This is a genomic window from Streptomyces sp. NBRC 110035 (genome assembly GCF_000829695.1).
GTDB lineage: Bacteria > Actinomycetota > Actinomycetes > Streptomycetales > Streptomycetaceae > Streptomyces.
Genome location: NZ_BBNN01000022.1, coordinates 147,052 through 158,973 on the forward strand (window position 1 = coordinate 147,052; position 11,922 = coordinate 158,973).

At 72.1% G+C, this 11,922-nt stretch carries 13 protein-coding genes; 6 read left to right on the forward strand and 7 right to left on the reverse strand.

The genetic code is table 11. The annotated features are described in order from the left end of the window. Positions 1 to 17 precede the first annotated feature (17 nt). Positions 18 to 947: an NADP-dependent oxidoreductase gene (locus TU30_RS12505; protein ID WP_042168624.1), complete on the reverse strand. Its 930-nt coding sequence runs from the start codon at positions 945 to 947 to the stop codon at positions 18 to 20. Between the two features lie 175 nt (positions 948 to 1,122). Between TU30_RS12505 and TU30_RS12510 the strand changes: the two genes are divergently transcribed. Both TU30_RS12510 and TU30_RS12515 read left to right on the forward strand, forming a co-directional pair. After that, positions 1,123 to 2,169 carry a phosphotransferase family protein gene (locus TU30_RS12510; protein WP_042168627.1) on the forward strand — a complete coding sequence of 349 codons (1,047 nt, stop codon included), beginning with the start codon at positions 1,123 to 1,125 and terminating at the stop codon, positions 2,167 to 2,169. Between the two features lie 3 nt (positions 2,170 to 2,172). Continuing rightward, positions 2,173 to 3,387: an acyl-CoA dehydrogenase family protein gene (locus TU30_RS12515; protein WP_042168630.1), complete on the forward strand. Its 1,215-nt coding sequence runs from the start codon at positions 2,173 to 2,175 to the stop codon at positions 3,385 to 3,387. A gap of 47 nt (positions 3,388 to 3,434) precedes the next feature. Here TU30_RS12515 and TU30_RS12520 read toward each other — a convergent pair whose 3' ends face one another. Further along, positions 3,435 to 4,028, reverse strand: a complete 594-nt coding sequence (locus TU30_RS12520; RefSeq protein ID WP_042168834.1) for a TetR/AcrR family transcriptional regulator — start codon at positions 4,026 to 4,028, stop codon at positions 3,435 to 3,437. 194 nt (positions 4,029 to 4,222) lie between these two features. After that, a complete protein-coding gene (locus TU30_RS12525; RefSeq protein WP_042168837.1) occupies positions 4,223 to 4,996 on the reverse strand; it encodes an SDR family oxidoreductase in 774 nt (257 codons plus the stop codon). Positions 4,997 to 5,214: 218 nt separating this feature from the next. On the opposite strand from TU30_RS12525, the gene TU30_RS12530 reads away from it, so the two are divergent. Together TU30_RS12530 and TU30_RS12535 are read left to right on the forward strand one after the other, a co-directional pair. Continuing rightward, on the forward strand, positions 5,215 to 6,510 hold the full coding sequence (locus tag TU30_RS12530) for an exo-beta-N-acetylmuramidase NamZ domain-containing protein (protein ID WP_042168633.1): 1,296 nt from the start codon (positions 5,215 to 5,217) through the stop codon (positions 6,508 to 6,510). 537 nt (positions 6,511 to 7,047) lie between these two features. Then, positions 7,048 to 7,650, forward strand: coding sequence for a hypothetical protein (locus tag TU30_RS12535; RefSeq protein ID WP_042168636.1), 603 nt, complete (start codon positions 7,048 to 7,050; stop codon positions 7,648 to 7,650). A 53-nt stretch (positions 7,651 to 7,703) separates the two neighbouring features. On the opposite strand, the gene soxR is transcribed toward TU30_RS12535, so the two are convergent. Then, positions 7,704 to 8,204, reverse strand: coding sequence for a redox-sensitive transcriptional activator SoxR (soxR, locus tag TU30_RS12540; RefSeq protein ID WP_042168639.1), 501 nt, complete (start codon positions 8,202 to 8,204; stop codon positions 7,704 to 7,706). Positions 8,205 to 8,331: 127 nt separating this feature from the next. Between soxR and TU30_RS12545 the strand changes: the two genes are divergently transcribed. Next, the gene (locus TU30_RS12545) at positions 8,332 to 8,793 is read left to right on the forward strand and encodes a MaoC family dehydratase (RefSeq protein WP_042168642.1); all 462 of its coding nucleotides are present in this window, start codon (positions 8,332 to 8,334) and stop codon (positions 8,791 to 8,793) included. Between the two features lie 18 nt (positions 8,794 to 8,811). On the opposite strand, the gene TU30_RS12550 is transcribed toward TU30_RS12545, so the two are convergent. From TU30_RS12550 to TU30_RS12560, 3 genes are all read right to left on the reverse strand, one after another. Further along, entirely contained in the window at positions 8,812 to 9,459 is a 648-nt protein-coding gene (locus tag TU30_RS12550) for a TetR/AcrR family transcriptional regulator (RefSeq protein ID WP_042168645.1), read from the reverse strand. A gap of 115 nt (positions 9,460 to 9,574) precedes the next feature. After that, positions 9,575 to 9,862 (reverse strand): YiaA/YiaB family inner membrane protein, encoded by a 288-nt coding sequence (locus TU30_RS12555; protein ID WP_042168839.1) that lies wholly within the window; start codon positions 9,860 to 9,862, stop codon positions 9,575 to 9,577. 97 nt (positions 9,863 to 9,959) lie between these two features. After that, positions 9,960 to 11,111, reverse strand: coding sequence for an acyl-CoA dehydrogenase family protein (locus TU30_RS12560; RefSeq protein ID WP_042168648.1), 1,152 nt, complete (start codon positions 11,109 to 11,111; stop codon positions 9,960 to 9,962). 69 nt (positions 11,112 to 11,180) lie between these two features. Between TU30_RS12560 and TU30_RS12565 the strand changes: the two genes are divergently transcribed. Next, the gene (locus TU30_RS12565) at positions 11,181 to 11,822 is read left to right on the forward strand and encodes a TetR/AcrR family transcriptional regulator (RefSeq protein WP_042168651.1); all 642 of its coding nucleotides are present in this window, start codon (positions 11,181 to 11,183) and stop codon (positions 11,820 to 11,822) included. The last annotated feature ends 100 nt before the right edge of the window (positions 11,823 to 11,922 follow it).

Here is an 11,922-nt window from a genome sequence, read left to right on the forward strand (position 1 = left end):
GTCCACCCGTTCGCCGTCTACTCGTCCACCGTCACGACGATCTTCCCCCTGGTCCGGCCCTCCTGGCTGAGGCGGTGGGCGTCCGCCGCGCGTTCCAGCGGGAACGTCTCGGAGACGTGCACGCTCACGACGCCCTGTTCCGCCAGTTCGGACAGGCGCCCGAGGTCCTGCGGGTCGGGGCGGACGAACCAGTAGTGGCCTCCGTACTCCACGACGGCGGGGTCGGTGATCGACGCGAGGCGGCCCCCGGACGCCAGGGCCGTGGCGGAGTCCTTCAGGGCGTCACCGCCGACCGAGTCGAACACGGCGTCCACACCGCCCGGGGCGAGGCCCCGCAGCCGCTCGGCGAGGCCGTCGCCGTAGGTCACCGGTTCCCCGCCCAGGCTTCGGACGAAGTCGTGGTTGCGCTCGCTGGCCGTACCGATGACGCGGGCGCCGAGGTGTGCGGCGAGCTGGACGGCGACGGAGCCGACACCGCCGGCCGCGGCGTGCACCAGGACGGTCTCGCCGCGCCTCACCCGAAGGACCCTGTGCAGCATCTGGTGGGCGGTGAGTCCCACGAGGGGCAGTCCGGCGGCCTCCTCGAAGGACAGGCTGCGCGGCTTGCGCGCGAGGGCGCGCACCGGGGCGGCCACGTACTCGGCGAAGGTGCCGCGGGAGAGGAAGTCCTCGCGCACGTAGCCGATGACCTCGTCACCGGCGGCGAACTCGGGGGCGGCGGCGCCCGGCCGTACCACCACGCCCGAGACGTCCCAGCCCGGAACGACGGGGAACACCGGGCTCAGGATCTGGTCGAGGTGGCCCTCGCGGCACTTCCAGTCGACGGGGTTGACGGCCGCCGCCCGCACCTTCACGAGCACGGAGTCGGGGCCGACCCGGGGCTCCGGCACCTCCGTGAGTTCGAGTACCTCGGGGCCGCCGTACTGTGCATAGCTGATCGCCTTCATGGATCCGAGCCTTCGCCGTCGTCTCCCGCGACGCAAGTGGATGGCCCGATCGCACCCGGCGTGCGGCCCGATCACCCCGCTCGTGGCCCCCATCACGTTTCACCCCCGCCCTGGACGACATACCGACTGGTCGGCATCATGTGTTCGGTACTGTCACCGGCCCGTAGGAGCGCGTATGAGCCCCGACCACCCGCCCGGACTGGATCTCGACCGGCTGGGCGCGCTGCTCGCCCGGGAACGGCCCGGCCTGGTGAACGGCCCGCTCTCCGGCCGGCTGATCGAGGGCGGCCGGTCGAACCTCACGTACGCGGTCTCCGACGGCACCGCCAAGTGGGTGGTACGGCGTCCTCCGCTCGGGCATGTCCTGGCCACCGCGCACGACATGAGGCGCGAGCACCGGGTGATCAGCGCGCTGCACTCCACCCCCGTCCCGGTACCCCGCACCGTCCTGCTGTGCGAGGACGAGGAGGTACTGGGGGCGCCCTTCTACGTCATGGAGTTCGTCGAGGGCACCCCGTACCGGACGGCCGGCCAGCTGGCGCCGCTCGGCCCGGAGCGCACCCGGCAGGCGGTGCTCGGCCTGGTGGACACGCTGGTCGACCTGCACGCCGTGGACCCCGACGAGGTGGGCCTGGCGGGCTTCGGCCGTCCCGAGGGCTTCCTGGACCGGCAGCTGCGACGCTGGGGCAAGCAACTGGACGCCTCCCGCAACCGGGACCTGGCCGGGATCGACGCACTGCACGCCGCGCTCGGCCGGGAGCTGCCCCGCTCCCCCGCACCGGCCGTGGTGCACGGCGACTACCGCCTGGACAACGTCCTGATCGCGAGCGCCGACGGGGGCACCGACTCGATCCGGGCGGTCCTCGACTGGGAGATGTCCACGCTCGGCGATCCGCTGACCGACCTCGGCCTGCTGGTGATGTACGGCATGCCGCTGGGCATGCCCGACTCCCCGGTCTCCACGACCGCCGAGGCCCCCGGGCATCCGTCGCCCGCCGAGCTGATCGAACGGTACGCCGCCCGTTCGGGACGCGACGTCTGCGCGGTCTCCTGGTACACCGCGTTCGCCTGGTTCAAGCTCGCGGTGATCCTCGAGGGCATCCACTACCGCTACACGCTGGGACAGACCGTCGGCCCCGGCTTCGACCGCATCGGCGATCTCGTCCCCGTTTTCATCGAGCACGGTCTGACCACGCTTCGCGAAGGCCTCCGGAAGGGCTGAACCATGGACTTCACGTTCGACGCACGCACCGAGGAACTGCGGGCCAGGCTTCTCGCCTTCATGGACGAGCACGTCCACCCCGCCGAGCAGGTCGTCGACGAACAGCGCGCCGCGCTGGACTCGCCGTGGGCGAACACCCCCGTGGTGGAGGAGCTCAAGGCCGAGGCGCGCAGGCAGGGCCTGTGGAACCTGTTCCTGCCCGACTCCGCGTACGGTGCCGGGCTCACCAACCTCCAGTACGCGCCACTGGCCGAGATCATGGGCCGCTCCCCGCAGCTGGCGCCCACGGCGACGAACTGCGCGGCGCCCGACACCGGCAACATGGAGGTACTGGCGCAGTTCGGCGACGAACAGCAGAAGAAGCAGTGGCTGGAGCCGCTGCTGGCGGGTGAGATCCGCTCGGCGTTCGCGATGACCGAGCCGGACGTGGCCTCCTCCGACGCGACCAACATCACCACGCGCATCGCGCGGGAGGGCGACGAGTACGTCGTCACGGGCCGCAAGTGGTACATCTCCGGGGCGATGCACCCGGACTGCAGGATCTTCATCGTGATGGGCAAGACCGACCCCGAGGGCGCGGACATCCGGCGCCAGCAGTCCATGATCCTGGTGCCGCGCGACACCCCGGGCGTCACGATCAGGCGTGCCATGCGGGTGTTCGGCTACGAGGACCACTGCCACGGCGGCCATGCCGAGGTGGTCTTCGACCGGGCTCGCGTGCCGGTGTCGAACCTGATCGGCGAGGAGGGCGGCGGCTTCGCCATCGCCCAGGCACGGCTCGGTCCCGGCCGCATCCACCACTGCATGCGGCTGATCGGCATGGCCGAGCGTGCGATCGAGCTGATGTGCCGGCGGGCCGTGTCCCGGGACGCCTTCGGCAAGGCACTCGCCCAGCAGGGCGTGGTGCAGAACTGGATCGCGGACGCGCGGGTCGCCGTCGAGCAGCTGCGCCTGCTGGTGCTGAAGACGGCCTGGATGATGGACACCGTCGGCAACCGGGGCGCGCACACCGAGATCCAGGCCATCAAGATCGCCACTCCGCGCACGGTCGTCGGCATCCTCGACCGGGCCATCCAGCTGTACGGAGCGGGCGGGGTCAGTCAGGACCACCCGCTGGCCGAGCTGTACGCCGCCGCGCGGACGCTGATGATCGCCGACGGTCCGGACGAGGTGCACCAGCGGTCGCTGGCGCGGCGGGAGATCAAGAAGTACCGGTAGGAGGCGCGGGCCCGGGGCCCGCGGGCCCCGGTGGGTCCTGCTGCGCCTCAGGGGCGCAGGGCGCGCAGCAGCAGGTCGGCGAGGTGGTCGGCGACCTGCTGCGGGGTGAGGGGGCCGTCGGGGCGGTACCAGGTCGACAGGTGGTGGACCGAGCCGAAGTGGTAGTCCACCACCAGGTCGGCCGGGGTCGCCGTGGAGAACACGCCGGCCGCCTGCCCCTCCTCGACCAGCGCGCGGAAGCGCTCGTGGTAGCGGCGGCGCTCGGCCCGTACCTGCTTGTTCTTCTCCGGGCTCAGGTGGTGCATGGAGCGGAAAAAAATCGACGCGTCGTCGAGGTTCTCGATCGTCGTCACGACGACGTCCGCCGCCGCGCCCCGCAGGCGCTTGTCGATCGGCTCGTCGGCGTTCGCGTAGGCGTCCAGACGCTCCTGCTGGACGCGCAGCACGCGCGCGTAGATCTCGTGCAGCAGGTCGTCCTTGGAGCCGAAGTAGTGGTAGAGCGCCCCCTTGGTGACTCCGGCCGCCTCGACGATCTCCTGTACCGAAGTACGGTCGTAGCCCTGCTCGGCGAAGAGCCGGGTGGCTGCGGCCAGGAGCCGCTGCGGCACCGGGGGCCCGTCGCCGTCCGTCGTCCTGGGCACTTCCGCCACCTGCCTTCCGTGTCACTGCCGGTCGTCGTCACGCACTGCTGGTACTGCCGCCCGCCGCCGGCCCAGGGGAGGCGGTCCGTCCCCGACGGGGATCTTCCCATCCCCCGGCCCCGGCGCGTCGGGCAGGATCGCATCGCGGTACGCGGGGTCTCACCGCGTACCGGCGTCACCCGGTGCCGCCGGTGTCACCCGGTGGACTCCCAGTGCCGCTGGATGCGGTTCATGCCGCCGAGCCAGCGCTCCGGGTCGGCGGCGCGGGCCTGGTAGTACTCGGCGACCTCGGGGTGCGGCAGGATGAGGAAGCGGTCCTCGTCGATGCCGTGGAACAGGGCGTCGGCCACGTCGTCCGGCTCGATCGCGGTCGGCCTGAGGACCAGGTCGCCCGCGCTGCCGCTGGCGGTGAGCATGTCGGTGCGCACGCCCTGCGGGCAGATCGCGTGGACCTTCACCCCACGGTGGCGGTACGTCAGCGACAGCCACTCGGCGAAGGCGTAGGCGCCGTGCTTGGTGACGCTGTAGGGGGCCGTGCCGATCATGGTGAGCAGTCCGGCGGCGGAGACGGTGGAGACGAAGCGGCCGCTGCCGCGCTCCAGCCACTCCGGGAGCAGCGCGTGCGCCGCGCGGACGTGGGCCATGACGTTGACGTCCCAGGAGAGCGCCCAGCCCCGCTCGTCGAGCGGTGCGCCCGGGTCCCCGCCGTCGCGGCCGACGCCGGCGTTGGCGCAGTAGACGTCGACCGTGCCGCCGAGCGCGTCCCGGGCGTCGGGAACGACGGACGAGGCGTCCCCCGGGACGGCGATGCCGCCGATCTCGTCGGCGACGGCCCTGGCCCGCCCGGCGTCCAGGTCGTTGACGACGACCTGGGCCCCCTGGCCCGCGAAGCGGCGGGCGAGCGCCGCTCCGATGCCGCCCCCGGCTCCCGTGACGACCACCTTCGCACCCTGTACGGCTTCCATCATCGGCTCCTTCGGCACGGCTGCCCGGTTGTTCCTCGGCCACGTGACCGCACGGCCGGTCGTCGTGCGACGCGACGCGTCGCGTCAGACTAACCGGTCGGTATGTCGGGTGGAAGAGAGGGAGCGGAGCCGAACGGCGGCGGCCCGGCTCGTTCCCCGGACGGTTCACGCGCATTAACGTGCGTGGACATGACATTGGGAGCGATCACGGAGGTCACGGCATGAGACTGTCCAGACGGAGCCTGCTCGCCACCACCACAGCCACCCTCGCGACCGCCGCCGCGCCCCCCGCGACCGCCGGGGCGGCCCCCCGGGGACAGGCCGAAGGGCCTGCGGAATCCGGGCGGGCGGCCCCGGTGCCCGGGGGCCGCGGCCTGCGCACCGGCTTCGAGCAGCTCTCCGCGGACGGATACGCGCCGCTCGACGGGGAGCGGGTCGGCGTGGTCACCAACCCGACGGGCATCACCCGGGACGCGCGGCACATCGTCGACGTCATGCACGCCGACGACCGCGTGGACCTGACCGCCGTGTTCGGCCCCGAGCACGGCTTCCGGGGCACCGCGCAGGCGGGCGGCTCGGAGGGCCGCCACGACGATCCGGCGACCGGACTGCCCGTCTACGACACGTACCTGAAGAGCGGCAGGCCGCTCGCCGACGTCTTCACCGCGTCGGGCGTCGACACGGTCGTCTTCGACATCCAGGACGCGGGCGCCCGCTTCTACACGTACATCTGGACGCTGTACGACTGCATGGAGGCGGCCCGGATCGCGGGCAAGCGGTTCGTGGTCCTCGACCGGCCGAACCCGGTGACCGGACGGGCCGCCCTGGGGCCCGTGCTGCACCCGGAGTTCGCGACGTTCGTCGGACGGCAGCCGATCGCGCAGGTGCACGGGATGACGGTGGCGGAACTGGCACGGCTGTTCAACGCCGAGTTCCTGACCGCGCCGGTGCGGCTGGAGACGGTACGGATGTCGGGCTGGCGGCGGTCCGACTTCTACGACGCCTCGGGGCTGCCCTGGGTGCCGCCCAGCCCCAACATGCCGACGCCCGAGACGGCCCTGGTGTACGCGGGGACGTGCCTGTTCGAGGGCACCAACCTGTCCGAGGGGCGCGGGACGACCCGGCCGTTCGAGCTCCTGGGCGCGGAGGGGATCGACGGGCGCTGGGCGGCCGGGGCGAACGGGCTGGGGCTGGCGGGTGTGCGCTTCCGCGAGGCGTACTTCGCGCCGACCTTCTCCAAGTTCCGGGGGAGGACGGTCGGGGGTGTGCAGCTCCACGTGCACGACCGGGAGGCGTTCGATCCGGTGCGCACGGGTGTGGGGCTGCTGGTGAGCGCGAAGCGGACGTGGAGCGGGTTCGCCTGGCGCCCGGACCACTGGATCGACAGGCTCACCGGCTCCGAGCGGGTGCGCACGATGATCGACGCGGGCGCGGACACCGACGAGGTGGTGGCCGGCTGGCGGGAGGAGCTGGCGGCGTTCCGGCGAACGCGGCGGGAGTACCTGCTGTACCGCTGAGCCCGCCTCGGGCACCGGTGTGTGCCGGGGTTCCACAGCTGCCACCTGCGCGGACACCGCCCCTGCGGGGTTCTTCGGAGACCGCGGGGGCGATCAGGGACGCGATCGGCGCGCATAACGCCGCGGCCTTCAGGAACCCGGGGAGCCCGTGGGGAGTTCTCTGTCTGTCGGGACCGGTGCGCGCGGTACGCCGCGGCACGGGGCTCCCCCCGGCGGGAACCGGACCGCCGGGACGTTCCCGCCGCGCATGGGAACGGGCTGCCCGGGCAACCGCCCTGGACAGCCGCCGAGGACCGGGGGCGGCGAGGGAGACGACCACGGACATGGCCACGGAACGGACCACGGGGACGCCGTGGGAGACCACGACTGAAGCACGGGGCACGGGAGTTGCTCCACGGCTCCGCGCGACCGGCCGGGGCAGGCCGCCGAAAGGGGGATGGAGCCGATTCGCTTGTCGATACGTCTATTCGGCGACGTCCGTTCGACGACGCCGAAGTGACCGGATTACAGGTGCAGGTGTGACGGAGGTGCACGACGATGGCCGGTTTCCGAAGTCTGGCGAGACAGGTCCGAGATCCGCGGTCCGATCCGGCGCTGCGGCGCTATTCGCTGCGCAAGTGCCTTGAGCGGTTCGCTCCGTACGGGCACAGGGCGACCTGGGACCATCTGTGCGCGCGTGCGGGATTCGACCCCGAGGACCGCTCCGTCGACCCGGCGCGGCTCGTGGCCGCACTGGACGAGCTGGAGGAGGCCCGCGCGGTCTGGCTGGGCTACGAGGTGGAGTTCGCCGAGCGCCGCAGGAAGGAGAAGCACGGCGGCCTGCGCAGGCCGGGCAGTGTGGACGACTGGCACCGGCTGACCTGGGGCGGTTTCGGCGTGGCCTGGTGCGACGACCCGCGGGTGCATCCGCGGGAACCGCTGGCCGAGGTGCTGCGGCGGCTGATCGCCGCGCTGGAGCGCGAACCGGGTGGTGTCTGCCCCGTGTGCCGGGGGGAGCGGCTCAGGTGGCGGTACGGCCTGGACCACGAGCCGTCGGCGGGACCGGTCTGCGCGGACTGCGGAATCCTGGTGCCGCGCCCCGTTCTGACGACCGAGGCACTGGCGGACGCCAGGCGGTCGAAGCTGCTGGTGTCGGCCTGAGAGGCGTGGGGGCGCGCCGGGGATGCCGCGCCCCCGCTCTCACGTGAGGACTGTCACGCGGTGCCGGTGCCGGCCTGCGGGGCGCCCGGCCCGGCGGGGCGGTCGCCGGCCAGCAGCCGGGAGCCCGTCAGGCGGTCGCCGAAGACGTCGTCCGGGTTGGACAGGACACAGGAGTCGAGGGACAGGCAGCCGCAGCCGATGCAGTCGGTGAGGTGGTCGCGCAGCCGGTTGAGCTGCTCGATGCGCTCGTCCAGCTCCGCGCGCCACGCCTCGGAGAGGCGGGCCCAGTCCTCCCGCGTGGGGGTACGTTCCTGAGGCAGTCCGGCGAGCGCACCGCGGATGGTGGCGAGCGGGATGCCGACCCGCTGGGCGGCCCTGATGAAGGCCACCCGGCGCAGGGTGTCACGGCTGTAGCGGCGCTGGTTGCCCGGGGTCCGCCGACTGCTGATCAGCCCTTTGGACTCGTAGAAGTGGAGGGCCGAGACGGCGGCGCCGCTGCGCTCCGCGAGCCGGCCGACCGTGAGTTCGTGGATCTTCTCCGGAATCTGGGGCACACCTCGAAGGCTACCCACCCCGCGTGGCGGCCGGTGCGTTGACAACGCCCGCACGGCCGACCATGCTAAGCAGTCGCTTAGGCATGCGCGGTGGCGCGCGCGACCACGTGACGCGGGAGGCCGGGACATGGCAGAGCCGAGAATCTTCACGTCCGTCGACGAGCTGAAGGCGGCGGTGGGCGAACAGCTGGGGTACACGGACTGGCTGGAGGTCGACCAGAAGCGGGTCGACCTGTTCGCCGAGGCCACCGGTGACCACCAGTGGATCCACGTCGATCCGGAGCGGGCCGCGTCGGGGCCGTTCGGCACGACCATCGCGCACGGCTATCTGACGCTGTCGCTGCTGCCGCTGTTCGGCCCGCAGCTGCTCTCCGTCGAGGGCGTGAAGATGGGCGTCAACTACGGCACGAACAAGGTGCGTTTTCCCGCACCCGTCCCGGTGGGGTCGCGGGTGCGCGCCACCGCGAAGGTCACCGCCGTGGACGAGGTGGGGGGCGGCGTCCAGGTGACCACGGCGTTCACCGTGGAGCGCGAGGGCGGCGACAAACCGGTGTGCGTGGCCGAGTCGGTGGCCCGGTACTACCTCTGAACCCGGGCCGGCGGCACCCTACCCCCTGGGCGCGGTGTCCGTGCGGTCGGCGCCGACCATGCGCAGGACGAGGTCGGCATAGAGGGCGCCGACCTCCTCGGGGGTGCGGGAGCCGTTGACGTTGAACCAGCGTGCGACGTCGATGCAGAGGGAGAGCACGGCGAGGGTGGTGCCCCGCACGTCGCCGACGTCGAACTCGCCCGAACGCACGCCCTCCTCGATGATCCCGCGCACCTCGGCGTCGACCTGCCGGCGCAGGGCGATGATCTCGGCGCGGGCGTCGGGGCCGAGCGAGTCGAGTTCGTACTGCACGACCCGCGCGGTGGTACGCCTGCCCGCGTGCCAGCGGACGAAGGAGCTCACGGCCTCGGCGAGACGCCGGGTCGCGCTGCCCTCGGCGCGGGCCGCGGTCCGCAGGATGTCCAGGACCTTCTCGTGACCGATCCTGCTGATGCGGTGGAGCAGCTCTTCCTTGGTCTTGTAGTGGATGTAGAGCGCGGCCGGGCTCATGCCGGCACGGCCTGCGATGTCGCGGGTCGTCGTGGCGTGGTAGCCACGCTCCGCGAACGCCTCGACGGCGGCGAGCAGCAGCCGTCGGGCCGCGTCGGGCGTGACCTCACTCCATGGCTGCGCCTCGGCCTCGGCCGTCTCCCTCACCGCGTTCATCGCTCACCCCGTTCACTGGCAGGGGTAACACCATACCGGCAAGGGTGAGCGATCGCTTAGGGCCTGCCCTTCGTCCGCTCGTCCGAGCGCGGATCGGACACCGTCCGCGGAATGCTCACAGCTTCTCGAAGGGATCGTGTTCCGCGAGGAGCTTCTCCAGCCGTGCCTGGTCCACCCGGCTCACGATCCGGCCGGCCTCCTGACGGTCACGGATGACCTTGGCCAGGGTGAAGGCGGAGGTCACGAGGTACAGGACGGCGATCGCCATGAAGCCGCGCACCCAGGCGTCGGCCTCGAGTTGGATGACGCCGAAGGCCGTCGCCCCCAGGGCGACGGCGAACGAGACGACGGCCTGACCGTAGAAGGCCGCCGTGCTCTGCTGCTTGACCGGTGTGTCACTCATGGGAAACAGGGTCGGCGACCACGGCACCGCGCACATCCGTCCGGATACTCAGTTCCACCCCGGTCGAGCTACTCGGGCCGGCCCGCCCTGTCCGGCCTCAGAACGCCGAGACCCCGGTCAGCGCACGCCCGATGACCAGCTTCTGGATCTGGCTGGTGCCCTCGTAGAGCGTCATGACACGGGCGTCGCGCAGCAGCTTGCCCGCCGGGTACTCGTCGATGTAGCCGTAACCGCCGTAGACCTGGAGAGCGTTGTTGGCGGCACGGACGGCCGCCTCCGAGGCGAAGAGCTTGGCCTTGGAGGACTCGACGGCGAACGGCTGCCCGCGGTCGATCAGGTCGGCCACCCGCCAGGTCAGCAGCCGGGCGGCGTCGACGTCCACGGCGATGTCGCTGATCAGCTCCTGCACGAGCTGGTGATGGGCGATGGTCCTCCCGAACTGCTCGCGCTCCCCCGCGTACCGCACGGCCGCGTCGAGCGCGGCCCGGGCGATGCCGACACAGCCCGCGGCGACCGACATGCGCCCCTTGGCCAGGGCGGACATGGCGACCGAGAAGCCCTTGCCCTCGGGGGCCAGCATCGCGGACGCGGGCACGCGGACGTCCTCCAGCACCAGCTCGGCGGTGGTCTGGCCGCGCAGGCCGAGCTTGCCGTGCAGGGTCCGACGGGTCAGGCCGGGGGTGTCGGCGGGCACGAGGAAGGCGGACACGCCCTTGTGGCCCGGGGCGTCGGTGGACCGGGCGAACAGCAGGACGACGTCGGCCCAGGTGCCGTTGGTGATGAACATCTTGGTGCCGTTGATGACGTAGTCCCCGCCGTCGCGCACCGCGCGGGTGGAGAGGTTGCCGGCGTCGGAACCGGTGCCCGGCTCGGTGAGACCGAAGCAGCCGACGTACGCGCCGGAGGTGAGGCCGGGGAGCCAGGCCTGCTTCTGCTCCTCGCCGCCCCAGGCCGCGACGGTCTTCGCCACCAGCCCCAGGGACACGGAGACGATTCCGCGCACGGAGGAGTCGCCGCGCCCCAGCTCCTCGGTGACCAGGCAGTACGCGAGATGGTCGCCGCCCGAGCCGCCGTACCGCTCGTCGATCGTCAGCCCGAGGAAGCCGAGGTCGCCCAGCTTCTTCACGATGCCCCGGTCCACCTCTTCGGCGCGGTCCCAGGCCGTGGCGTGGGGAGCGACCTCACGCTCGACGAAGTCCCGGGCGAGCCGGCGGAGGGCGCTCTGCTCCTCGCTGAGCTCCAGGTTCATGACAGTCACCCAACCCCGGGATTTTAATTACCACTGCTAGTTTTCTGGTGCAGCCCTACTATGTGCGCCATGGCCCGACCGCGCAAGCCCCTGCTCAGCACCGACCGGATCGTCGAGACGGCACGGGAGCTCGTGGACGCGGAGGGTCTGGCCGCCGTCTCCACACGCCGGCTCGCCGCACAGCTGGGGGTCAGCGGACCCTCGCTCTACAACCACTTCCGCACCAAGGACGAGATCCTCGAGGCGGTGGCCGACTCGGTGAGCGCGCTGGTCGACCTGTCGATGTTCGAGGACGGCCGGGACTGGCGGACCGCGCTGCACGACTGGGCCGTCTCCTACCGGTCCGCGCTGCGCGCCCACCCCAACATCGTGCCGGTCCTGGCCCGCGGCCCCGGCCGCCGCCCGGCCGCCCTGCGGCTCGCCGACGCGGCCTACGGCGCGATGGTCGAGGCGGGCTGGCCGCCCGCGCAGGCCACGTCCATCGGCGCGCTGATGCGGTACTTCATCATGGGCTCGGCGCTCGGCTCCTTCGCCGGCGGCTTCGTGGACGACGCCGCCGCCTACGACCCCGCCGACTATCCCCATCTCGGGCAGGCGCACCTGCTCTCCGACCAGCAGGAGAAGATCGACGAGCGTGCCTTCGAGACGGGCCTGACGGCTCTGCTGGACGGCCTGGCGGATCAGTACGAGCAGGTGCGGGGCACCGGGTAGGACCTCTCGGACACTTCGGCCCTCACCGAGGTGTCCGTACCGCATGCTGGGGCGCATGACCTCGAAGGTCCCCCGGACCCCCGGACCGCCGGGCTCGCGC

What these genes read in the sequence shown, in the direction of transcription:
- TU30_RS12565 (WP_042168651.1), top strand. Translation starts at nt 11,181, where the DNA reads ATGGCCCGACCGCGCAAGCCCCTGCTCAGCACCGACCGGATCGTCGAG.
- TU30_RS12535 (WP_042168636.1), top strand. Translation starts at nt 7,048, where the DNA reads ATGGCCGGTTTCCGAAGTCTGGCGAGACAGGTCCGAGATCCGCGGTCC.
- TU30_RS12510 (WP_042168627.1), top strand. Translation starts at nt 1,123, where the DNA reads ATGAGCCCCGACCACCCGCCCGGACTGGATCTCGACCGGCTGGGCGCG.
- TU30_RS12530 (WP_042168633.1), top strand. Translation starts at nt 5,215, where the DNA reads ATGAGACTGTCCAGACGGAGCCTGCTCGCCACCACCACAGCCACCCTC.
- TU30_RS12555 (WP_042168839.1), bottom strand. Translation starts at nt 9,862, where the DNA reads ATGAGTGACACACCGGTCAAGCAGCAGAGCACGGCGGCCTTCTACGGT.
- TU30_RS12560 (WP_042168648.1), bottom strand. Translation starts at nt 11,111, where the DNA reads ATGAACCTGGAGCTCAGCGAGGAGCAGAGCGCCCTCCGCCGGCTCGCC.
- TU30_RS12545 (WP_042168642.1), top strand. Translation starts at nt 8,332, where the DNA reads ATGGCAGAGCCGAGAATCTTCACGTCCGTCGACGAGCTGAAGGCGGCG.
- TU30_RS12515 (WP_042168630.1), top strand. Translation starts at nt 2,173, where the DNA reads ATGGACTTCACGTTCGACGCACGCACCGAGGAACTGCGGGCCAGGCTT.
- TU30_RS12550 (WP_042168645.1), bottom strand. Translation starts at nt 9,459, where the DNA reads ATGAACGCGGTGAGGGAGACGGCCGAGGCCGAGGCGCAGCCATGGAGT.
- TU30_RS12505 (WP_042168624.1), bottom strand. Translation starts at nt 947, where the DNA reads ATGAAGGCGATCAGCTATGCACAGTACGGCGGCCCCGAGGTACTCGAA.
- TU30_RS12525 (WP_042168837.1), bottom strand. Translation starts at nt 4,996, where the DNA reads ATGATGGAAGCCGTACAGGGTGCGAAGGTGGTCGTCACGGGAGCCGGG.